Genomic DNA, 21,188 nt, shown 5'->3' with positions numbered 1-21,188 from the left:
GTCTGAAACACTCGATGTTTCGCGTATGATGTCCAGGCCGTTGCTGAAGGCAGTCACAAGTTTGTTCACTGTTACATAGGCTGCCGCGCCGGTACGGTCGTTTATGGTCTTGGTGCCACAATACTGCCTCGACCCAAATCGGGCAGGCCGTTCGAGCACTTCGGGCGGAAAGCGAGCTTACGCTGCGTCCGATGCCAAGTACAGGAATGCGCAGGAAGCTGACTTTGCAAAGTTTGCCTTTCGGCCCACTACTGTGGTTAGCGGGAAGGCAAAACGCTGCATTGCCATTTTCCTAAAGCTGCCGTTGGCGCACGGGTGCAGCATTTTGGCGAGTTATAGGTCGGCAGTGCGGGACAAAACGGGCTTTCGCTGCGCCTGCGCCAATGGCTACTTTAGGTGTCAGTCGGTAGCAGTTCGAGCCGCGCCGATGATGTGCGATTGGCGAGGGACCACCGGACACTCCATTCGTTCAATTGAGGGCTCTTCATTGGTTTTCAGCAGCTCTTTCACGCTCCACTGGCCCATTTCACGATGGGGCAGCAAAACGGTGCTGAGACCGGGTGAAAGATGTTGCGCGATTTCCTGATCGTCATATCCCATAACCGCGATGGTCCCACCGACTGTCTCGCCAAGTTCCTTGAGAGCCTCGTAGCAGCCGACCGCCATAAGATCGTTTGCGCAAAAGATGGCGTCGGGACGGGTCTTTCCTGACATCAGTTTCAATGTGGCCTCGCGGCCCCCACTGGGCAGGAAGTTGCCTTCTGCGATGAGGCTCGGGTCAACCGGGATACAAGCCGCGCGAAGGGCGCGTTCGTAGCCTTCCATCCGTTGGTCAGAGGCCTCCATCCAGCTTTCACCGGAAATAAATGCGATGCGGCGATGCCCTGCTGCGAGGAGTGCTTTTGTCGCGTCTTCTCCGCCGCGCCGTTCGGCTGGAACGACAGATGCGTATTTTCCAGCCGCGTCATAGCAATTGAGCAATGTTGCCCGGTGGCGTGCCAAACCGACTGGCGGCGCGACTTCGCGGGTCAGGATTGAACCGTAAATGACGCCAACGACGCCGTCCTGCGCCCATTTTTTGAGAACCTCTGCCTCATATTGCGGATCGCCCCCTGTCATGACGACTTCGACAATGATGTCGTTTTTCCAGGCTTCTTCCTGCACGCCTTCAATTGAGATTGCGGCAAAAGGGCTGGTAGCGATTTCATCCAGCATCAAGCCGATAACACCAAGGCCGGAGGACTTTGGTGGGCGTCCCGCACCACGCGGGCGATAGCCCAATGCGTCTACCGCGTCCTTCACCCGTTTGCGGGTTTCGCGGCTAATGCGCATATCTTCCAGACCATTCAACACAAACGAAACGGTGGATTGTGAGACCCCAGCATGCAGGGCGACGTCTTTCATCGTAACGCGCGACGCGCTTTTTCCATTGGGTTTCCTGGTCAAATTCTCAAATCCCTTGCTATGCGCTAATAAATATTGCTAATAATATTAGCGCAAGAGGAATCAGCGCACTTTGGGAGGAGGCGGTCGATGGCTTCACGGTCAAAACTATCGCAGACGCAAGCCGCTTGGCTTTTGCTTGCGCCATTCCTCATCACCTACACCTTGTTCTTGATCTATCCGTTCTTTCGCGGCGTCTGGATATCGCTCCACGATTGGAACCTGCTGGCCGTTGCGTTCAACCCCGACGCCAAGGAATTCGTCGGTATGCGTAACTACGAACGGGTGATGTGGGGCAAGGACATCACATGGTCCGCCTTCAATGCCCCTGTTTTGCAGACGCTTGGTCTTTTGGGCGTCGCACTCTCGATCTTCCTCTCCCGGATGAGCCGCTTGAGCCGCTTCAATGCGATCGCCCTTGGCATCGTGTCAGTGCTCTTGGTGTTCCTCCCCGGTTTTCATCCGGGGGAAGAAGGCCGTTGGTATGACCGGCGGTTTTGGCCAACGGTCGGCAATACGCTGGTGTTTGTCGGCTTTACTGCACCGGGCGTGACGATCTCCGCGCTTGTGCTGGCGGCGGCGCTCAATCGCGAAACGCGGGCCATGAGCATCCTGCGGACCTTGTTCTTCCTGAGCCAGGTCCTGTCGGTGACGGTCGTGACGCTGATCTGGCAGATCATTTTCTCGCCGCGTCAGGGGCTGATCGCCAACATCACCGAGACCTTTGGTGGCACGCCGATCAACTGGCTCACGGACCAACAATTCGCCATGGCAGCCATCGTCATCGCGACAGTCTGGTGGTCTCTTGGCATTGCGATGATCCTGTTTCTTGCGGGTCTTCAGGACATCTCGAAAGACATTTACGAGGCCGCGGCCCTGGACAATGCAAAGGGCGCGCGGGCGTTCTGGTTCATCACCCTACCAAACCTGACACGCACGATTTCGGTCGTCGTGATATTGCAAATTATCCTGCATTTCCAAGTGTTCGGACAACCGCATTTGATGACCCAAGGTGGTCCCAACGATACGACACAGGTGCTGGTTCGCTACATCTACCAAACCGGATTTCGCGACAGTGAGCTGGGGCGCGCGAGTGCGATGGCGGTGTTCCTGTTCCTCATCATGGGGTCGTTTTCGATCATCCAGTTTGTTATCGGACGGGAGAAAGACTGATGAACCGCAGTTATTACTGGCTCGTCCTCGGCCTTTCGATCCCCGCGTTCTTGTGGCTGGTGCCAACGCTCTGGATGGTTTCGCTTTCATTCCAGCCCAACGATGTTCTTGCCCGCACCACATCGTCTACGTTCTTCGGGCTCATTCCTTTGCCGTTCACATGGAACAACTACGCGGCGCTTTTCTCTTTCGGTCAAACGCCGGGGTGGTTCCTCAATTCGTTCATCGTGGCCATTGGGATGACGTTGGGTGTGCTGCTGGTGTCGACCACCGCGGGCTATGCGCTTGCGCGAATGGAGTTTCCGTTCAAGCGCACGATCATGGTGATCTGCCTGATCGGCCTGATGGTGCCGGAACAGGCCGTGTTCATTCCGCTCTACACGATGTTCGCCGATTTCGGCTGGCACAACAGCTATCACGCGCTGATCCTGCCGCGCATGGCCGTGCCGATCGGCGTTTTCCTGATGATGCAGTTCTTCAAGGCGATCCCAAAGGATATCGAAGAGGCCGCGCGTCTGGATGGCGTCACATGGCTGAAGATCTTTTGGTATGTTATGCTGCCGCTCGCCCGCCCTGCGATGATGACACTGACGATCCTTACGTTCCTTTATGCATGGAACGATTACCTGTGGCCGCTCGTCAGCGCCCAGCAACGGGAATACTTCACGATCACCCTGGGCCTCGCGTCCATCCAATCCAACTTCGCGCAATCAGAGGGCCTTGGCCGTGTCATGGCCTCGGGCGTTATCGCCTCCCTTCCGGTTGTCATCTTGTTCCTGATTTTCCAGCGGTACGTGGTGCAAGCCATGACGGCTGGCGGATCAAAGGGCTAACGCACATTAAGGGAGGATACTTATGAAATATGTGCTTCTGACGGCGGCCATGGCCGCAGGGATTGCCACAACGGCACCCGCACAAGAGATCACACTGGGCCGTTTCTTCGGCGCATGTGAAGACGCAGGCACGGACACCACAACGTCCGCCGGCGAAGCCTGCATCATACAGTCGATCATCAACGCGGCAGACGCCGAGCTTGATGGCATCAGCATCAACACGCTGCCGACGGATTGGGGCAACTATTACGATCAGGTCAAAGCGGCCTATGCAGGCGGCACACCTCCGGATGTGCACGTGATGCACCGCCACCGTGTACCTGAATTCGCGGGCCTTGGCGCAATCGCCGAGATTTCTGGCGAGTTGGAAGCCGCGGGTATCGACCCATCCGATTGGTCGCCCGCTGCATTGGACGCGGTGAGCTTCAATGGCGGCATCTACGGTGTCCCAATGGATTTCCACGCCAATCTTTGGCATGTCAACATGGACCTGATGGCCGAGGCTGGCTTGGTTGAAGACGGCAAGCCTGTCCTGCCGACGTCACCCGACGAATTGCTGGCCCATGCGCAGCGGTTCAAGGACGCCACCGGGCAGGATTACCTTGCCGCTGACTTCGCGCAGTTTCCCATCGGTGTTCGCGTCGTTCTTGCCCTGATGTGGCAGCAGAATTCCAACATCTTCACCGATGACGGCACAGCGACCATCAACTCCGAGGAAGGCCAGAACGCTGTCACGGCGATCACGCAGCTATTCGACGCTGGACTTGCCAACCCGCAGTTGAACTATGCCGACAGCCAGCAGGCTTTCCTGAATGGCGAGGCCGGAATTCTGGTCAACGGCACGTGGGTCGTTGATTTCTACACGGCCGAGGCAGCGAAAGAAGAAGTGGGTCTGGATAACTACTATGTCGCGGATTTCCCGACGCTGTTTGAAACTGGCGCAACATGGGCGGACAGCCACATGTGGGCGATCCCCGCATCGCTGGAAGGTGAAGAGCGTGCGGCGGCTTTGAAGGTTCTGGCTTTCATCAACGATCACAACATCGACTGGGCGCGCACCGGCCATATGGCTGTGCGCACCTCGGTTGTGGAAAGCGATGCCTATCAGGCCCTGCCGCACCGCGATGAATACACCGGCACCGCCGCCATCGCCCGCGACACGCCACCATCCGAGCGTTACGGCGCGATCCAGGACGTGTTGAACCGCGAGCTTCAGGCAATCTGGCTGACCGGCAAGACGGTTGAGGCCGCCCTGGGCGACGCCGAGATCGAAGTGCAGGACCTTCTGGACCGCTGAGTAATCTGCCGCCCCGCTTTATGCGCGGGGCGGCCCATGTTCTACGAATTGGGTGCACGCATGGACCGTTGGACGAGCAAACATGCCAAAGACTGGTGGCAGAAACGCCCTTGGGTCTGTGGGTTTAACTTTCTGCCCTCGACTGCTGTTAACTTCATCGAGATGTGGCATCCGGCTACCTTCGACATGCCGACGATCAAGCGCGAACTGGGGTGGGCTGCCGAGATTGGCTTCAATGCAATTCGAGTCAACTTGCCATACCAGGGCTGGGTGCATGACGCAGACGGCCTGATGGATCGCCTCGATCAGGTCATGGACGTTGCCCATGGCTTTGGGATCGACACCATTCCATGTCTCTTCGACGATTGCGGTTTTGGTGGCGACGAACCTGTCTGGGGGCCGCAGGCCGACCCGGTTCCCGGTGTGCACAACAGTCGTGCCGTGGCCTCGCCCGGTCGGGCGATCGTGATGGACCCCGACCAACGCGACAGCCTGAAATCCTACGTTCGTGCGACGATCCGCAAATTCCGCAATGATCGGCGGATCCTGTTCTGGGACCTTTACAACGAGCCCGGCAACCGGATGAATTTCGCGGACGGCGATTTCGAGCGTTACGCCTCGACGTTGGAACAAAGCGCCCTATCACTGATGGAAAGCTGCTTTGCGTGGGCGCGGGCCGAATATCCGGTCCAGCCGTTGACCGTCGCAGCTTGGACCACACCGTTGCCCGATGACGACAGCCATCCCTATCAAACCGAGATTGATCGCAGCGCCCTGCTGCATTCTGACATCATCACCTTTCACGCCTATTGGAACCGTGCGCGGGTGTCAGAATTCATTGACGTGCTGACCGTTCTGGACCGCCCGATCCTGTGCACAGAGTGGATGGCCCGCGCTGTCGATAGCCAGATCAGCGATCAGTTGGAACTGTTCCGCGACCGACTTGTGGGATGTTTCCAATGGGGGCTGGTCAAAGGACGCACACAGACATGGCTGCCGTGGCCCGACGAACTGGTGAAAGCCCACGGGGGCGACCCTGCCCGCGATGTCTGGTTCCACGATCTGTTGCACGAAGACGGGCGACCCTACGACGAACGGGAAATTGAAACGATCCGGCGGCTGACGACAAGCGATGCCAGGATGCATGAAGGGACGGCAATCTGATGTCAGGCGTCACGATGAACAACGTCATCAAGAAATATGGTGACGTGCAAGTGATCCACGGGATCGATCTGCAAATTGAAGACGGGGAGTTTTGTGTCTTCGTCGGCCCATCGGGCTGCGGCAAGTCAACTTTGTTGCGCATGGTCGCGGGATTGGAAGAGACAACCGGCGGCACGATGACCATCGGTGCGCGCGACGTCACAAAACTCGACCCGTCTGATCGTGGTGTCGCAATGGTTTTCCAGACTTACGCGCTCTATCCGCATATGACCGTTAAGGACAATATGGGCTTCGGTCTGCGTATGAACGGTCACGCCAAGCCAGAGATTGAAAAGAAGGTCGCTGAAGCCAGCCGCATTCTGAAACTGGATGAATATCTGGATCGTAAGCCTGCGGCCCTGTCGGGTGGTCAACGACAGCGTGTTTCCATCGGGCGTGCCATCGTCCGCGGTCCCGACGTATTCCTCTTCGACGAACCCTTGTCCAACCTTGATGCCGAACTGCGGGTCGAGATGCGGGTCGAAATCGCCCGTCTGCACAAGGAAATCGGTGCGACGATGATCTACGTGACCCACGATCAGGTCGAAGCCATGACGCTGGCCGACAAGATCGTCGTACTGCGATTGGGGCGGATCGAGCAGGTTGGCTCGCCGTTGGACCTTTATCGCGATCCCGACAACAAATTCGTGGCAGGCTTCATTGGCTCGCCAGCGATGAATTTTCTCGATGCGACGGCAGACGAAAAAGGCGTCACGATACCTGCTTTGAAAATGACGGCGCCAAGCCCAATTCGTGTGGCAGGCAAAGCGGTGACCGCTGGCCTACGTCCCGAACACCTTGAAATCGACCCCGCAGGGGATGCACTTCATGTTGATCTCGTGGAAAGCCTTGGCGGCGTGTCCTTTGCCTACCTTGTTTCGCACACCGGCGAGAAAATTGTCATCGAAGAGCGCGGTGATGAACGGGTCAGTGAAGGTCAACGTGTGGGTCTGAAATTTGACGCCAAACGGCTTTACCTCTTCGACGCGGAAACAGAACAACGTCTGCGGGGATATGACGACCGTGACAATGCAAATTCAGCCCTTTGGAACGCTACCGGATGGATCACCGGTGGAGCAAGTGTCCATCATCGGCGGAGGGCTGACTGCGCATATCCTCACCTACGGCGCGACAGTTCAGGACTTGCGGCTCGACGGGTTGGCACATCCCCTCGTACTTGGTGCGCCCATGCTTGAGCCATATCTTGGGCCGATGACCTATTTCGGCGGGATCGTCGGACGGTTTGCGAACCGCATTGCCGATGGACGGTTCGAACTCAATGGTACCACGCACCACGTTCCGGCCAACTGGCTCGGTCGCCATGCCTTACATGGTGGCCCCGTCGGGACCGGGCAGAAGGTCTGGAAAATTGGCGCTCTCACCGCTGACAGCCTGCGCCTCGATCTGACCTTGCCAGACGGGGATATGGGATTCCCCGGCGAGATGTCGGTGAGTGCACAGTTTTTCCTCGGCGGTGACGGCGACCTTGCCATCGACATTCAGGCCTGGACCGACGCCCCAAGTCCCTGTTCCTTTGCACATCATGGATACTTCAATCTGGATGGTGACGCCGACATCACGAACCATCTGCTGCAGATAGATGCGCAATCATACCTTCCCGTCGATGACGATCTGATCCCGACAGGCGAGGTTGCAGCAGTGGCAGGAACGCGCTTCGATTTCCGTACAGCACGCGAGCTTGGGTCAAGCAGCATTGATCACAATTTTTGCCTGTCCGACCGCCGGGTTCCGCTACGCGCTGTGGCTAAACTATTCAGCAAAAAGAGCGGCATCGCCATGCATGTCGAGACCACCGAACCGGGGCTTCAGATCTACGATGGCGCGTACATACCCAAGAAGGGTCTGCTTGGACTTGACGACCGTCTCTACGGACCGCTCGCTGGGATAGCTATGGAAGCGCAGAACTGGCCGGATGCGCCAAACCACCCTGATTTTCCGAGTGCCATACTCCGGCCAGGTGAGACATATTCCCACCAGACCCGCTATCGCTTTCAACGGAACCGCAAGCCAGTCGGGTAGGATTAGCCGGCCACTCCAACATCCTCCGACGGCGGAATTCAAACGGGTGGCGCCCTAGTCTGCAGCCAAAAGAGCGGACTTTGGTGCACAGTGTAGCATTCTACACATTGGGCTCTAAGCCGCCATGCGGCAGCGAGGCAGCGGGTCCGCAGCGAAACTGCGTGCGAACCAAGTTTGTCAACTGCTGGTGCCAGCCCAAAGCAGGCATGGCCGTTCTGCAGTGAGGGCGGCAAGCAGCCATTCGCTGCCGCAGCACAGGTTTCGCAAGATCGGTGAAAGTTGCCGTTCGATGCGCAATTTACTCACACAGAAATGCTGCGCCGGACGCCAATGTCAGGAATGTGCAGCTATAGGATGTTGCAGAGTTTCGTAAACGGCCCAAATCGGTCGTTCACAACGATGACGGGCGCAGCGGAGCAGCTCATGCGGTCATGGAACCGAATGCGCAAATATGGCTTTGCAAACTCGAGTTCTGGACACGCGTTCGAATTGTATGTCGTCCGGCGGTTCGAAACTGTGTTTGAGGAGAAAGCCTGTCGTTGTTGCTGCCACAAAGGAGGGTGTTACGCCGGTTTTGACCCTTTGGGACTGTTCGCCAAGGTGCCTCTGTGAGCATGGCGATCACTAAATACGACAACGCCGCAAAATGCATATCACATGAGGCAATTTTATGAATCAGCAGATAACCAACGGTAGATTGCGACATCTTCTAAATCGTACAATCCGCGCTCAAAACCAAGCCACTTCACTGACTTCGATCAGGGCAGTGTGATCTCTGCCAAAAGCCACAATCGCAACAGAGGTGACGGTGTCCGCCCGCTGGGTCTTTTTGAGGAAACTGCCGGAGGGTTTGAAGGCGCTAAAGGGCAGTTGGACGTCAGTCCAATCCGGGGAGGTGGTGAACTGCGCCTGGTAGTATTGCCAAGGCAAACGCGTGCCTTTGGTGCGCAGGTGGATATAATAAGTCCCACCGTTGCCGCGCACTTTTAGCCGCACACCTTTGGTAGTGTCGGCCAATCGGTCTGTCAGAGTGCGGCGCACTTGGATGAAACCGCCATTGTTGTCGGTGCTCACTTCGCCTGACAGCCGAACATAAGAGTCGGAGGCGTCGCGCTCAAATGTGGCGTTGCCAGTGGACACGCCCCCCATGACTGTGTCGGCAAAATACGCCCAACGCTTGGAGGGATTGGTGTCGAAGGTTTCAAACATCTCCTCAGCCGTCCCCGCTCCTGCGCTAAACGCGGCGACCAGGCCGGTTGCGATCAAAGTGCGCCATTTCATTGGGTGAGCCTCCTTCAGTTCAACACGGCAATTGACAGGCTCAGGACCGTCGCGAAACTCACCCACGCCAGATAGGGAATGAACGCGACCCCAGAGGATCGGTCCCAGCGCCAGGTGCCGTGAATGAACAGCACAATCGTGGTCCAGAGCGCACCAATCACCACAAGCGCCAGCCAAGGCATCTCTAGTACAAAGAATGCCGGCGACCACAGGAAATTCAAGACCAGCTGCGCCCACCATAGGGTCAACAAAGAGCCGTGATCGCGCGCCTCAAATTGACGCCAGCCGGCCATGGCGATCAGCACATAGAGTGTCGTCCAGACCGGCGCAAAAATCCAGTTGGGGGGATTGAACACGGGTTTGTTGAGAGCTGCGTACCACGCTCCCGGGGCCGTCAACGTCCCGATCAAAATGCCGCCCCCCATGACCAGGATCAGAAAGGCGATGCGGAAGGTCCATTTTGTCACGGGGGTCTGTTCCTATGGTGTGCGGTTACGGGGATCTTAGCACGAGAGGCCGGTCACTTTCGCCTGTGCGTCGGAACCAAAAAACGCGGATTGGGGCACATCTGCGCCGACCAGTTTCACCTTGGCGCCGGAGATTTCTGAGCCGGTCACGGTGATTTCGCGCCCCCCAAGGGTGTCGTCAACATCAATGGTAAAGGCGATACTTGCCCCTGAACCCAGAGTCGAAATCGGCAGGTCAATTGAGTTTTGGCCATCCACGAGGGTTGGCAGCGTGGTCAGGGCCTCGCGGCCGGCAACGACCTCAAACGGTTGAAAGATCTCGATCCCCGCGCCGCTGCCTGTGACATCAAAAATCAGCGCGCCTTGGGAGGTCGTGAGGTCCAGTGTGAGGGTGCTGGCAGTCAACGCACAGGCGCCGACGTTTTTGATTTCAACGCGATCTTTGGGGGCGCCTTCAATAAACCGAACAGTGAGGTCGGCAAGCCCGGCTGTGGACAGCAGGGGGAGGGCGAGCGCGGCAAGCGTCAGGTGCATTGGGCGAAACATCTAGGAACCTCTTTGTTTGGCAATGTTTTAATTACGACGTGGCGCTTGTGCAGGATCATTTTCGATTGGGCAAATGTCGTCCGCTAGCCCATGTGTTTCGTATCCACAAAAATGGGCTGAGGAGGCAAACGTGCAAATCGTCTGGTTTGAACGAGACTTGCGTTTTCAAGACCATTGGGCGTTGACCTATGAGGTACAGTGGGAGCCCGTAGTGCCGCTGTTTGTGGTGGAACCTGCGTATTGGCGGCTTGACGACGTGTCCTGTCGGCACTGGGACTTTGCCAGCGAGGCGCTCGGGAGTTTGCGGGAGGATCTTGCGGACTTGGGGCAGCCGCTGATTGTGCGGGTTGGGGACGTTCTGGACGTGTTGGACGACTTGCGCAAAACCGTGGGTGTGCACGGACTTTGGTCGCATGAAGAAACCGGCAACGGATGGACCTATGCCCGAGATAAGCGGGTCGGCGCGTGGTGTCGCGCCAAAGGTGTGCCGTGGCACGAGATCCCGCAACACGGGGTGCAACGGCGGATGACCTCGCGCAACGGATGGGCGGCCCAGTGGGATCGGTTTATGGCGGAGCCGGTTGCCAAAGCGCCTGCTCTGAAGCCAACCGGCGTATCGCCTAGTCCTATTCCCAGCACCAGGGACCTCGGTCTGGTGCCCGATGGGGCGCGGGAGCGACAAATGGGCGGACGGGCTGCGGCGCAGGATATCTTGTCGTCGTTCTTGACGGCGCGCGGGCGGACCTATCGTCGTGCCATGTCTTCGCCTTTGGCCGGTGCACGTGCGTGTTCCCGGCTGCCGCCGCATTTGGCCTGGGGCAGCCTTTCCATGCGGGAGATCGCACAGGCCACTTGGGCGCGGCAACGGGAGGTAAAATTGTCTGACGTCAGCGCCTATGGGTCCAAATCGGGCGATTTGACAAGAGAGTATTTCTGGCTCATCTGTTTGGTTTGATTATGCGGCGCGCTGGCTGTGATGCAAGCGTCGCGTTTCAAGCGTCTTTTGTTTGATCCTTTCTCGTTGTTCCAGAATGGCTTTGTCACGGCCGAAGTAGACATCGGCTGGCGTGACGTTGTTCAGGCTCTCGTGATAGCGTTGGTAGTTGTAGTGATCGACCAAGGCTTCGATCTTCTGCGTGAGGTCGCCGGGCAGGTAGTAGTTTTCAAGCAGGATGCGGTTCTTGAGGGTCTGGTGTCAACGCTCGATCTTGCCCTGTATCTGAGGGTGATATGGGGCGTCGCGGACATGGCCAATCTGCTGATCTTCCAGCCAATCTGCCAACTCACCCGAGATGTAACTCGACCCATTATCGCTGAGCAGGCGGGGCTTGTGCAGGACCGTCGCCTGATCGCAGCCCGAGGCTTGCAGCGCCAGGTCAAGCGTGTCGGTCACGTCGCCGGACTTCATCGTTGTGCAAAGCTTCCATGCGATAATGTATCGGCTGTAGTCGTCCAGGATCGTCGAGAGGTAAGAGATCGTGACCAGTAGAATTAGGATGCTTACCTTCTCAAGGATCGTCATGAAGTAGATTCCTTATCTTGGCCCTTCATGTGTACCGCAGGTTGGCAATAGGGCAGCCCGTGGTGCGCACGCGCCGCCCCTCTGAGGTTGTGCATCAAGCGGTCTGTGCTTGATTCTGGGTCATCCAAAGCAGTCCGAGGAGAAGCAGCGCTGCGGAGATCGCGCAGGCCAGCGTCCGGATCGAATTCCAGAAGGTCCAGCGGGGCACATAAGTCTGCATCCAGTACTCGCGTGTCGTGCCAGATGACGCCTCCATCCCGGCAAGCGCTTCGTTCATGGGCACGTTGAAGAAGACGGTGACGCCTAAACAGCCGATCAGGTAGACTAGCCCCGCCGCCATGATCAGCGTGCCAGCAGGCCCGGTCAGGCCAAAAGCCCCATAGGCCGCCACGGCCACCGAAACGGCTGCCATGCCCAGAAAAAGGGCCATGAAGACCCAGCGAAACACCTCGCGATTGATGACTTGCATGGCCTCGACGCCACCATGGCCACCGGTCAGGGCAAGCGACCGCATGATGAAGTCGGAAAAAGCCAGAAAGACGCCGCCCACAATTGCATAGGCGAGGATTGCGAATTGGAAGAGAAAGAATAAAGCAGTCGACATGGTCGATCCTCCTGAGTGGGCGTTGCGACAGGAGGCTGTGCCTCCTGTATAAGGTCTTGAGATGATCACGCGGCCGTGGACCACGCGCCGGCGGCCATTGCCGTCTGGGCAAATTCAGCAAAGTCACGCGGTTTGCGGCCCAAGGCGCGTTCGACACCGTCTGCCGTATGAGCGTTGCGACCATCCAGCGTTTCGCGGGCGATCTGCGTAAAGACCTCGGCCACGAAATCACCGCCAGAAGCTGCAACATTGGCGTGGAAATCTTCGAAGGTAATCGGGATGTGCTGAATGTTGCGCGCCAAGGTTGAGGACAACACCTCGGCCATCTCGGCGAAGGTCATCAGGCGTGGACCGGTGACCTCATAGCGTTCCCCGATGTGTCCGTCTTCGGTCAAAGCCGCGACCACAACATCGGCAATATCGTCAATGTCGATGATCGGTTCTTTGATCTCATCACCGGGCATTGGTAGCACGCCGCCCAGAATTGGGTCGCGCAAATAGCCTTCGCTGAAGTTCTGCGCAAACCAAGCGGCTCGGACGATGGTAAAGCGCAGGCCCGAGTTCCGGACGATTTCTTCACCCATGGCGGCGAAATGCTCACCGCGGCCCGAGAGCAGAACGATATGCTTGAGCTCAGTATCAGCTGCTACCTTTGTGAAAGCCTCCAGCTTGTCCACTGCGCCAGGGAAGGCCAGATCTGGGAAGTAGGTGACATAAGCTTTGGAAACACCGTTCAGGACAGGTGCCCAAGTGCTGGGATCTTCCCAGTCGAAAGGGGTCTTTGATTTTCGCGCGCCGCGACGGACAGCGACGCCTTTTGCTTCGAGTTTTCTGGCGACACGAGAGCCGGTCTTGCCGGTAGCACCGATGACGAGGATGGGCTGGTCGGTCATTGTTTGTCTCCTTGGTTTGTTTTGATGACCAAGGTTTATAAGCAGTGAGGCGAACCGGTATTGACTGCGCTTGCCAGGGTTTTGACATCTGCTGCCAATACCGCGCGTTGCGGCGGCTTTACCCGAGAGACTTCCGATAGGACGCCGGCGTCATGCCCATCCAACGTTTGAAAGCGCGGTTGAACGCGCTTTGCTCAGAATATCCGGTCAGGAACGCAACCTCGGACAGAGAGTAACGTTCATCTCGTAGCATAGCCGTGGCGATCTCGCGACGTGTCTCTTCGGTTAGGGTCTGAAAGCTAAGCCCGTGTTCGGCAAGACGCCGGTGAAATGACCGGACGCTCAGCCCCAGCTTGTACGCAATATCCGCCATTTTGGGCGGGCCCTCGCTGAGGGCGAGGGCAATCTCGCTTTTCGTCTGCGTTTGCAGAGCAGGCGCGTCATCAATTTGCGCAAGTTCATAGTCGAGATGCGATATAAGAAACTTTGTGATCCCCTCATCTCCGAGAATATTCGGATCGGATAGGGACTGGTAGGAGAGCAGCATCGCATCCTTATCCGCGCCGAAGTGAACCGGACAGCCAAAGTATTCTTCGTGATGCTCAGTTGTCTTTGGAGCGGCGTGCTTGAAGGTGACCTCTATTGGAGAAAAGGGTCGCGGTGACACTTGCCGACTGAGCGAAACGCCGCTCGCCAAGTCAGCCTCGATGGAAATGCGTATACCGAGACGCCGGATGCCTTCGCGATGTTCGACAAACAGAATGCCACCGTCTGTTTCCTGAAGCTCATACTGCGTGAAGCTGGTCCACAGGCGCCAGTACCGCGCCACGCGTGAGAATGACCCAAGGAGGTTCGGCGCGGATTTCCAAGCCAGGCCGAGCGCGCCGTACTCGTCCGGCCGCATTGCCTTGCCCACAATCAATGGCAAAGACGTTACGTCCATCTTATCGGCCATCAGCTCGATCATGCTATAGAAGTCATCTTCATCGAGCATATGCTTGGGGTCCCACGCGCCGCCGGCATCGACGCCAACGGACGCCAACACCGCATTTGCATCGATGGCACCACCCGCGACGCCAACAACTTTCCGAGCAAAAAGAGACGTAACTTGACCCATGGATTTAAGTTAAGCCTGTCGAAAACACGTTACAAGTCTTCCAACCGAGCTAGAGTTGCTCCCAAATTTTGACGGATCGCTGCTTCGCCGATGCACTGACAGACCACGCGCTGGTGAATGGCGCAGTCGTCCCGGAAGCAGAACTTCAATGCAACGCTTTGAAAGGCGAGTTTGTCCAGCATAGCTGCACTCAACCCCTGACTTTCGCTGCAACTCTCATCAATGACCGCTTTTCATGCGGCGACGCAGCTATCGCGAGCTATGTCCCCTCGCCGAAGGGCAGATTTTGCAAAGGTCGCAATCTGCGCATCGCTGCGATTGGTGGCACACGCAGCATCCGGCACCGCTGCGGTTTAGTATTGAAAGGCAGCTTTCGGGAAATCGACCTTAGAGCTTTGCGTCTGCAGCAGAGAACATTCTGAGCCTCATGTGAACGTCCGCTTTGGGCTGCAAACGGCCATTCCATCATGTACCAGTGTCTATGCTGCCCGCGCTCGTAGCACGACAATCACTGCAAGTGTATGATTTCGGACGTTGTACGGCAGTGGAAAAGCCGACCATTCGCGTACAGCGCAGCTATGCCCGCAAAGCAATTCACAGATTGCAGGACAGAGCTGTCGATCGCTGTAAGCGACAAATCCAGCAGTCTGGTCCACACGCCAGCCCTGCGACCCTGGTGCCGTAGAACCTATCGTGAGGATATTTGCTGCAAAAAGGCTTCGGCCGTCGTGATATGCTTGTGTTTGAGGTCTGTCGGCATCCGGTGTGATCTGCGGCACATCATGGCCCAGCGTGGGTTGCTGACAAGCCTATCCGCGTGCTTCAGGATAAATCGCCAATACAGCCCATCCCATATGTCCGTCCAAGGTCCCTTGCCCCAATGGCTCATTTTGCGAATGTAGTTTGATCCGGAAAAATAAGGCTTGGTGGTGATCAATCCACCATCGGCGTGCTGGCTCATCGCATACACATTGGGAACCATGACCCAATCATAGCTGTCCACGAACATTTCCATGAACCAGCGATAGACGTCGTCCGGGTCGATCTCACAAAGGAACATAAAACCGCCCAGAACCATCAGCCGTTCGATATGGTGGCAATATCCGGTTCTGAGCACTCTTTTAATCGTATCGTCCAGCGGACCAATGCCTGTGGTGCCGTTGTAAAAAGCTGGCGGCATGGGGCGCGTGTGGCCCCAGTGGTTTGTGGTGCGCATCGACACCCCAAGACAGTCGTAGGTTGCGCGCATGAATTCGCGCCACCCGATGATTTGGCGGATAAAGCCCTCGACCGAGTTTAGCGGTATCCTCTTACGATCTGCATGCTCCAGAGCGGCATCCACAATTTGTTGAGGCGTCAAAAGCCCAATGTTCAGCGCGGGCGTCAGAATGCCGTGCCAGAGCCAGTTTTCGCCTTCGACAATAGCATCCTCGTAATCCCCAAACCGTTCAAAACGCCGTTCCAGAAACTGCGCCAGCCAAGTCGCAGCAGCTTTGTGTGTTGTCGGATAGTAAAGCGTCTCAAGGGAACCCAAAGCGTCCGGAAACTCTGAGAGCACCTGTGCCTGTGCGGCGACATCAACCTCATTAGGAACAGGCCAGTCGATCCAGGGCAAACTGGCCAGTTGCTTTTTGGGAACCTTCTTGCGGTTGTCCGCGTCAAAGCTCCATTGCCCACCAAAAGGGGTCTCACCCTCCATCAAAACGTCCATGCGGCGGCGCTGACTTTTGTAGAACTCGGCCATAAACCAGCGTTTGCGACCGGACGACCACGCCAGATTGTCCGACCGCGTATTCAAAAAACCCGGAGAAGACTTGAAATCAAGTTTGATGCCAGTGGCTTCTGCGGCAGCTTTCAGTCGATTTTCACATGTGAAGTCAACAGGCTCTGCCATGACAGCTTGATCAATGCCACGCCGGCGCAGATCCTCGAAAAGCCGAACACTGGCACCTGCCTTTGCCTCGTATCTCCAGATATTGGTTTTGAAACCGCGGGCCAGCAAATCATCACGATACTGCGTCATCGACGCTCTATGCAGCCAGAGCTTTTGCTTGTGCATGTTGGCCGGGTAAACCGCATCTCCAAAGAAGAGAGGGTCCTCAAAAAGCACGACCTGGTCGGGTTGCTGAAACAGACCGGGGTGTTCGGCAAAAAGCTGGTTGGGAAGAATGATGGTGACTGAGGACATAAGGGGTTCGTTCAATAAGGTCAGCTGGTCAGATTCATCTGGTTCAAGATGGAAGGGATTTTTTTCTTAAGACCAAAAAAACCTGCTTTTGCATGGGGCCAGGCGATGACATCAGCTGGTCGTACAACCCGGTGCAGAGTGATCCCCGCGCTGTTCAGATCAGGTTCTGCACGATCCAACCTGGATCGGACTGGCCCCACGGGGGCGTAAGCAGTCGCAATGGTCGACACACCGGCGTCCTGTGCCGACTTGATCAACGTCGCAGCCCAATCCTCGGTTGGTTCCGCAAGCTGCCCAAAAGCATCAAGGGCATCGTTCATAGCGCCTAATGCAAACTCCCGTGCGGCATGTCCCATCGCGTTTGGAGTGCGCCCCCGGGTCGCCAACAGACCGATCACAGCAGTTGGTGCAGACGACATCAGATCAGCGGCCGCCAGGTCCTCTTCGGTCAAGAGTAAAAGATACGGGGAGGACGGCTGTATCGCCGTGAAAGAAAGCGGAACGCGCGGGTGCTCCACCTCTTCTGTCAGCGGCTCTGCCAAGGTCGCCAACCCGCAGGGCTGAAACCGCCCTTCGGTAAATTTGGCGATATTATCGGCACGTGCCAGATAGGTCTTGCCTTTGGTGTGGAGCCCACCAACCCAACGCCAGCTGAGCGTGTTGGACGCCGGATCGCCATCGAGCAGATGCCGCAGAAAGAAATCCGCCCCAAGCTGCCAAGGCAGGCGCAACGTGAAAATCCAAATTGAGGCAAACCACATGCGCGCATGGTTGTGCAGATAACCGGTCTCCAGCAGCTCGCGCACCCAATGATCAAAGCAGTCAATACCGGTCTTGCCAGCCACCGCGGTGCTGACCTGGGTCTGTAGCTCAGAGTTATTGCCTAACGCTTCAAGCAGATCGACCAGATCACGTTGGTATTGCGTCCAGACGCTTGGGTGCTGTTCCAGCCATCCTTTGAAATACGTGCGCCAGAACACTTCCTGGACAAATTTTTCTGAGGCCTTGACGCTATGTCGAGCCAGCACCCGTTGAAGCACCTCCGCCTCGGTGATCAAGCGGTGCCTGAGCCAGGGCGACAAGGCCGAGACATTGCTGCGCCTTTTAGCCCCGAAATCATAATTACGCATCTGGGCATAATGGCGCCCGGTGCGCGCTGTGAACTGATCCAACCTCTTGAGACCTTCGGCACGTGTGGGGGTGAAAGAGATGGGCTCGGATCTTTCGGCAAATTCAGGAAAAACTGAAGTCATTTGACCGACCTGCATTGCTTCGAACAGTACTTTACCTCATCCCAGTTCTTCGCCCATTTCTTACGCCAGGTGAACGGGCGCTGGCAGGTGGCGCAGATCTTTTGTGGCAAGTGAGCTTTGGTCCGCATTCTCATGATGGATCTCCAAGGGGCAGGCGAAGCTGGGCGGGGCTGTCCGCATCCCGTGCCTTCTTGCGCACAACCCGTCCGTTTTTACGGCTCGCGTGTTTGGCAGAAATCGCATGTGCTTCTGCATAAAACCCTGAATTACGCCGCACGCCCCAGACACGTTCACGGGCGTGTTTTGCCGCGGCAAGATGATCAAAGACACGCTCAGGGTAAATCGTCCCAATGATCTGTTGAGCATCATTACTCTTCCAGGGCTCGTGGATATGTTGATCCGAGATATGCGTTAATTCCGGCACCCACTTTCGAATGAACGTACCCTGCGGGTCCTGATCGTACCCCTGCTTGACGGGGTTATAAATTCGCACCGTATTGATACCGGTGGTGCCGGATTGCATCTGCACCTGGCTCCAATGAATTCCCGGTTCGTAATCGGTGAACATGCGTGCCAAATGCAAACCTGGGGCGCGCCAGTCCAGCCAAAGATGGTAACTGGCCGTGGCCATGACCATCGCTCGCATCCGAAAATTCAGCCATCCTGTGGCCCGCAATGACCGCAAACAGGCGTCCAGAAATGGATAGCCCGTCTCACCGTTTGCCCAAGCCGCCAACAGCTCTGAATCCGGTTGGCGGGGCCGGAGCCCATCGTAGAGACGATGCAAATTCTCATATTCAATACGCGGTTCGTCTTCGAGCTTCTGAATAAAGTGGCAATGCCAATGCAGCCGGCTGGAGAAGGACCGAAGCGACTTGCGCCATTGAGTTGCCTGTGGCGGCAATGCCTGCCGCTGCTTTTCTGTTACCTGCGCCACCTCTCGCATCGAAAGCGCCCCCCATGCTAGATATGGTGAGAGCCTCGAACAGGCGGCCGCCCCCTCTACGGGATTGGACATTTCGCGTTGGTAATATTCGCCGCGCTTAGTCAAAAAACTGTTCAGCCGTTCCAAACCCGCACGTCGCCCACCCGTCTGCCGAGACGCGCATGGGTCATCTGACAAGCCAAGATCGCGCGCACTTGGAATGGGCCCCGGCTCTACCTGAACAGGTTCTAGGGCAATTGGCACCGAGACCGGCTGGCGCATAAACCTATCCCAACGCCCAGCCCATCCATTGCGCGATTTAAGTCTGCGAAATACGCCGTGATTTTGAACTTCGTACTGTCGTACCCCATGCTGCCTACACCAGGTGGCAACCCGAATATCCCGGCGATATGTCCAATCATTGCCGGTTTCCTCATGTGACCAGAGGCCGTTGATCAGGTTAAACTTCTTGAACTCAGCCAGGATCGACGTGACCTCACCCAGGCGCACGACAAGAGGCTGGCCTAATTCACCGAGACGAGCGCGCAATTCGGCGATCGTTTCGGCAATAAAGCACCACTGTCGTGCGGAGGCGTCAGGCTGCTGCCACAGTTCAGTTTCTACGACGTAAAGCGGCAGGACGCGCCCCACACGCGCCGCTTGCGACAATGCCTGATGATCTTCCACCCGCAAATCGCGTTTAAACCAGACAACCTGCACAAAGCCTCCAGAGTTCTTCTGGTTAGACTACGCGTGTCGGTCTGAAATGGATCAAGAATTATCGACCACCAGTTCTGCTACCGGTCCAAACAGCGCAAAGTAAAGGCTGGCTCTTTGGAGGTCGGCATCATCAATGCCCGCTCAGTAGATCTACAGTTTCCTAGAATTGGGTGCCTGCCATCCCCCACATGGCAACGTGCTGCGGTGACGAGAGGTATTCTAAATGCCAATCGCACCTGTGCCATCGGAGCGATCGATCTATATGACTGGGTTCCTAATCGAACGAGATGGAAAACACGAAAAACGAGTTTAGTTGAGTTGGGGTGCCGAACGATCGATCGCCTCAGTCTTCCTACGCGGGCAATGAAATAACACACGAATGCGAGACTGGAGTTAATGCCAGAAACAAATGCAAATCAAAGTACAGGCGACAACAGCGCAGACGACCCTATCGATGCGGTCATAACCTGGGTCGACGGAAGCACCGAAAAACATCGACGCAAGCGCCGTAGGTATTTGGCGAAAGAAAATCGCCCCCTTCATGAAAACGCGACCAATCCGCATCGGTGGGCATGCAACGACGAAATCCTGTACTGCCTTCAATCACTGGAAAATAACGCGCCTTGGGTGCGGAGGATTTGGATTGTTGTCGACGAGGAGACGCCAGATCTTCAACCTCTTTCGAACAGTCTTCGGGCCAAAGTACAGTTTGTGTTTCATCACGATATCTTTCGTGAGTTCAACGCGGATCTGCCGACATTCAACTCGTTGGCAATCGAAAGCATGCTCTGGAGAATAGATGGTCTTAGCGAGCGCTTCATGTATTTCAACGACGACGTATTCTTGACCGCGCCCTTGCATCCGTCAGACGTATTCCGAGGGGATGCTCCTGTGTTGCGAGGAAAGTGGGTGGACTATGACGACGCGCTTAGCCGTCCAGAAGTGCGCAACGACCCGGCCAAGTTCAATCATTACATGCAACTGAATGCAGCTCGCATGATGGGATTTGATGCAACTCGTCTGTTTGCATCCGCACATGTGGTTCATCCTTTGCGGCGATCGGTCATGTCACGTTTGTTCGAACAGCACAGAGAAGCCTTCAGGAACAATGTAAAACATCGGTTTCGTGATCTAAGCCAGTTCCTGCCTCAAGGCTTACACAGTCACGCTTGCATTAACGCAAGGGAGGCTGTTTTTGAGACAAGCGTTGATCACCTCCATATCGTGAGCGGTCAAGGGGTCGGACGTTGCTCTTCTGAAACCCGATCCCTTCTGGCGAAGGCCACCAATCCCGCCATCAAGTTTTTATGTGTCAATGATTTGCCCCAATTAGAAGACGTCGTCCCAGAAGCGCGAGGCTGGATTGGCAGGGCGATTGGCGGATTTCCGGGGTCGAATACGACAAGCAATAACACCGGTTAAAACCGAACAGGCATTTCATTATGCCTTTGGATTTCCTTTGTTGCGGTGAACAGAACGTTCGAAACAGACAGATGGCAAAACAACCCGATTTGGTTCGCGGTGTTTCCCCGAAGTGTTCCCGGGTTGGGTGAAAGCCGCCTTCAGAACCGCAGAGGCAAGTCTATGCGCCCATAAACCGAGAGGTGGAAAAGACATCGCCTGTTTTTAGGGGGATGTCACTTGCGTGGCCAATCCCACAGCAACATTGGTTTTTCGACGTGG

The 21,188-nt window shown here is 56.4% G+C and carries 19 protein-coding genes and 1 pseudogene; 8 read left to right on the top strand and 12 right to left on the bottom strand.

Annotation, left to right across the window (positions count from 1 at the left end):
• Window positions 1-399 precede the first annotated feature (399 nt).
• On the bottom strand, window positions 400-1,404 hold the full coding sequence (locus SIC14_RS19560; RefSeq protein ID WP_412563579.1) for a LacI family DNA-binding transcriptional regulator: 1,005 nt from the start codon (window positions 1,402-1,404) through the stop codon (window positions 400-402).
• Between the two features lie 129 nt (window positions 1,405-1,533).
• Here SIC14_RS19560 and SIC14_RS19555 point away from each other — a divergent pair, with 129 nt between their 5' ends.
• From SIC14_RS19555 to SIC14_RS19530, 6 genes are read left to right on the top strand one after another with little or no spacing between them, the layout of a single operon-like run.
• Entirely contained in the window at window positions 1,534-2,616 is a 1,083-nt protein-coding gene (locus SIC14_RS19555; protein WP_412563578.1) for a carbohydrate ABC transporter permease, read from the top strand.
• On the top strand, window positions 2,616-3,449 hold the full coding sequence (locus SIC14_RS19550) for a carbohydrate ABC transporter permease (RefSeq protein WP_412563577.1): 834 nt from the start codon (window positions 2,616-2,618) through the stop codon (window positions 3,447-3,449). The genes SIC14_RS19555 and SIC14_RS19550 overlap by 1 nt, the downstream gene beginning before the upstream one ends.
• Before the next feature lie 22 nt (window positions 3,450-3,471).
• Window positions 3,472-4,746 carry an extracellular solute-binding protein gene (locus tag SIC14_RS19545; protein ID WP_412563576.1) on the top strand — a complete coding sequence of 425 codons (1,275 nt, stop codon included), beginning with the start codon at window positions 3,472-3,474 and terminating at the stop codon, window positions 4,744-4,746.
• Window positions 4,747-4,806: 60 nt separating this feature from the next.
• Window positions 4,807-5,910: a hypothetical protein gene (locus SIC14_RS19540; protein WP_412563575.1), complete on the top strand. Its 1,104-nt coding sequence runs from the start codon at window positions 4,807-4,809 to the stop codon at window positions 5,908-5,910.
• Window positions 5,910-7,145, top strand: coding sequence for an ABC transporter ATP-binding protein (locus SIC14_RS19535; protein ID WP_412563574.1), 1,236 nt, complete (start codon window positions 5,910-5,912; stop codon window positions 7,143-7,145). The genes SIC14_RS19540 and SIC14_RS19535 overlap by 1 nt, the downstream gene beginning before the upstream one ends.
• Window positions 7,030-7,989 carry an aldose epimerase family protein gene (locus SIC14_RS19530; protein ID WP_412563573.1) on the top strand — a complete coding sequence of 320 codons (960 nt, stop codon included), beginning with the start codon at window positions 7,030-7,032 and terminating at the stop codon, window positions 7,987-7,989. Before SIC14_RS19535 ends, SIC14_RS19530 begins: the two co-directional genes overlap by 116 nt.
• A 729-nt stretch (window positions 7,990-8,718) precedes the next feature.
• On the opposite strand, the gene SIC14_RS19525 is transcribed toward SIC14_RS19530, so the two are convergent.
• Genes SIC14_RS19525 through SIC14_RS19515 form a run of 3 tightly spaced genes read right to left on the bottom strand, consistent with a single transcriptional unit; the run spans window position 8,719 to window position 10,271 of the window.
• Window positions 8,719-9,270 (bottom strand): CIA30 family protein, encoded by a 552-nt coding sequence (locus SIC14_RS19525; protein ID WP_412563572.1) that lies wholly within the window; start codon window positions 9,268-9,270, stop codon window positions 8,719-8,721.
• A 14-nt stretch (window positions 9,271-9,284) separates the two neighbouring features.
• On the bottom strand, window positions 9,285-9,737 hold the full coding sequence (locus SIC14_RS19520; protein WP_412563571.1) for a TspO/MBR family protein: 453 nt from the start codon (window positions 9,735-9,737) through the stop codon (window positions 9,285-9,287).
• 36 nt (window positions 9,738-9,773) lie between these two features.
• Complete coding sequence (locus tag SIC14_RS19515; protein ID WP_412563570.1) at window positions 9,774-10,271, bottom strand: aggregation factor core; 498 nt, start codon at window positions 10,269-10,271, stop codon at window positions 9,774-9,776.
• Window positions 10,272-10,413: 142 nt separating this feature from the next.
• Between SIC14_RS19515 and SIC14_RS19510 the strand changes: the two genes are divergently transcribed.
• Window positions 10,414-11,238, top strand: a complete 825-nt coding sequence (locus tag SIC14_RS19510) for a deoxyribodipyrimidine photo-lyase (RefSeq protein WP_412563569.1) — start codon at window positions 10,414-10,416, stop codon at window positions 11,236-11,238.
• On the opposite strand, the pseudogene SIC14_RS19505 reads toward SIC14_RS19510, so the two are convergent.
• From SIC14_RS19505 to SIC14_RS19470, 8 genes and pseudogenes are all read right to left on the bottom strand, one after another.
• Window positions 11,239-11,754: pseudogene (locus SIC14_RS19505) on the bottom strand (transposase); the annotation flags it as partial.
• Between the two features lie 145 nt (window positions 11,755-11,899).
• A complete protein-coding gene (locus SIC14_RS19500; RefSeq protein ID WP_412563568.1) occupies window positions 11,900-12,409 on the bottom strand; it encodes a DUF1772 domain-containing protein in 510 nt (169 codons plus the stop codon).
• 65 nt (window positions 12,410-12,474) lie between these two features.
• Window positions 12,475-13,302: an NmrA family NAD(P)-binding protein gene (locus SIC14_RS19495; protein WP_412563567.1), complete on the bottom strand. Its 828-nt coding sequence runs from the start codon at window positions 13,300-13,302 to the stop codon at window positions 12,475-12,477.
• Window positions 13,303-13,420: 118 nt separating this feature from the next.
• Window positions 13,421-14,419, bottom strand: a complete 999-nt coding sequence (locus SIC14_RS19490; RefSeq protein WP_412563566.1) for an AraC family transcriptional regulator — start codon at window positions 14,417-14,419, stop codon at window positions 13,421-13,423.
• Between the two features lie 688 nt (window positions 14,420-15,107).
• Complete coding sequence (locus SIC14_RS19485) at window positions 15,108-16,607, bottom strand: cryptochrome/photolyase family protein (RefSeq protein ID WP_412563565.1); 1,500 nt, start codon at window positions 16,605-16,607, stop codon at window positions 15,108-15,110.
• Window positions 16,608-16,627: 20 nt separating this feature from the next.
• Window positions 16,628-17,860, bottom strand: a complete 1,233-nt coding sequence (locus SIC14_RS19480; RefSeq protein ID WP_412563564.1) for an FAD-binding domain-containing protein — start codon at window positions 17,858-17,860, stop codon at window positions 16,628-16,630.
• Window positions 17,857-17,994, bottom strand: a complete 138-nt coding sequence (locus tag SIC14_RS19475) for a DUF2256 domain-containing protein (protein ID WP_412563563.1) — start codon at window positions 17,992-17,994, stop codon at window positions 17,857-17,859. The genes SIC14_RS19480 and SIC14_RS19475 overlap by 4 nt, the downstream gene beginning before the upstream one ends.
• Window positions 17,991-19,505, bottom strand: coding sequence for an FAD-binding domain-containing protein (locus SIC14_RS19470; protein WP_412563562.1), 1,515 nt, complete (start codon window positions 19,503-19,505; stop codon window positions 17,991-17,993). The genes SIC14_RS19475 and SIC14_RS19470 overlap by 4 nt, the downstream gene beginning before the upstream one ends.
• Before the next feature lie 396 nt (window positions 19,506-19,901).
• On the opposite strand from SIC14_RS19470, the gene SIC14_RS19465 reads away from it, so the two are divergent.
• Window positions 19,902-20,927 (top strand): stealth family protein, encoded by a 1,026-nt coding sequence (locus tag SIC14_RS19465; RefSeq protein WP_412563561.1) that lies wholly within the window; start codon window positions 19,902-19,904, stop codon window positions 20,925-20,927.
• Window positions 20,928-21,188: the final 261 nt, after the last annotated feature.

This window comes from Thalassobius sp. MITS945101 (assembly GCF_047123305.1).
Taxonomy (GTDB): domain Bacteria; phylum Pseudomonadota; class Alphaproteobacteria; order Rhodobacterales; family Rhodobacteraceae; genus Thalassobius.
The sequence above is the reverse complement of the archived record's forward strand: the minus strand, read 5'-3'. Positions and strand labels throughout refer to the sequence as shown.

What these genes read in the sequence shown, in the direction of transcription:
- SIC14_RS19560 (WP_412563579.1), bottom strand. Translation starts at nt 1,404, where the DNA reads ATGAAAGACGTCGCCCTGCATGCTGGGGTCTCACAATCCACCGTTTCG.
- SIC14_RS19555 (WP_412563578.1), top strand. Translation starts at nt 1,534, where the DNA reads ATGGCTTCACGGTCAAAACTATCGCAGACGCAAGCCGCTTGGCTTTTG.
- SIC14_RS19550 (WP_412563577.1), top strand. Translation starts at nt 2,616, where the DNA reads ATGAACCGCAGTTATTACTGGCTCGTCCTCGGCCTTTCGATCCCCGCG.
- SIC14_RS19545 (WP_412563576.1), top strand. Translation starts at nt 3,472, where the DNA reads ATGAAATATGTGCTTCTGACGGCGGCCATGGCCGCAGGGATTGCCACA.
- SIC14_RS19540 (WP_412563575.1), top strand. Translation starts at nt 4,807, where the DNA reads ATGGACCGTTGGACGAGCAAACATGCCAAAGACTGGTGGCAGAAACGC.
- SIC14_RS19535 (WP_412563574.1), top strand. Translation starts at nt 5,910, where the DNA reads ATGTCAGGCGTCACGATGAACAACGTCATCAAGAAATATGGTGACGTG.
- SIC14_RS19525 (WP_412563572.1), bottom strand. Translation starts at nt 9,270, where the DNA reads ATGAAATGGCGCACTTTGATCGCAACCGGCCTGGTCGCCGCGTTTAGC.
- SIC14_RS19515 (WP_412563570.1), bottom strand. Translation starts at nt 10,271, where the DNA reads ATGCACCTGACGCTTGCCGCGCTCGCCCTCCCCCTGCTGTCCACAGCC.
- SIC14_RS19500 (WP_412563568.1), bottom strand. Translation starts at nt 12,409, where the DNA reads ATGTCGACTGCTTTATTCTTTCTCTTCCAATTCGCAATCCTCGCCTAT.
- SIC14_RS19495 (WP_412563567.1), bottom strand. Translation starts at nt 13,302, where the DNA reads ATGACCGACCAGCCCATCCTCGTCATCGGTGCTACCGGCAAGACCGGC.
- SIC14_RS19490 (WP_412563566.1), bottom strand. Translation starts at nt 14,419, where the DNA reads ATGGGTCAAGTTACGTCTCTTTTTGCTCGGAAAGTTGTTGGCGTCGCG.
- SIC14_RS19485 (WP_412563565.1), bottom strand. Translation starts at nt 16,607, where the DNA reads ATGTCCTCAGTCACCATCATTCTTCCCAACCAGCTTTTTGCCGAACAC.
- SIC14_RS19480 (WP_412563564.1), bottom strand. Translation starts at nt 17,860, where the DNA reads ATGACTTCAGTTTTTCCTGAATTTGCCGAAAGATCCGAGCCCATCTCT.
- SIC14_RS19475 (WP_412563563.1), bottom strand. Translation starts at nt 17,994, where the DNA reads ATGAGAATGCGGACCAAAGCTCACTTGCCACAAAAGATCTGCGCCACC.
- SIC14_RS19465 (WP_412563561.1), top strand. Translation starts at nt 19,902, where the DNA reads ATGCCAGAAACAAATGCAAATCAAAGTACAGGCGACAACAGCGCAGAC.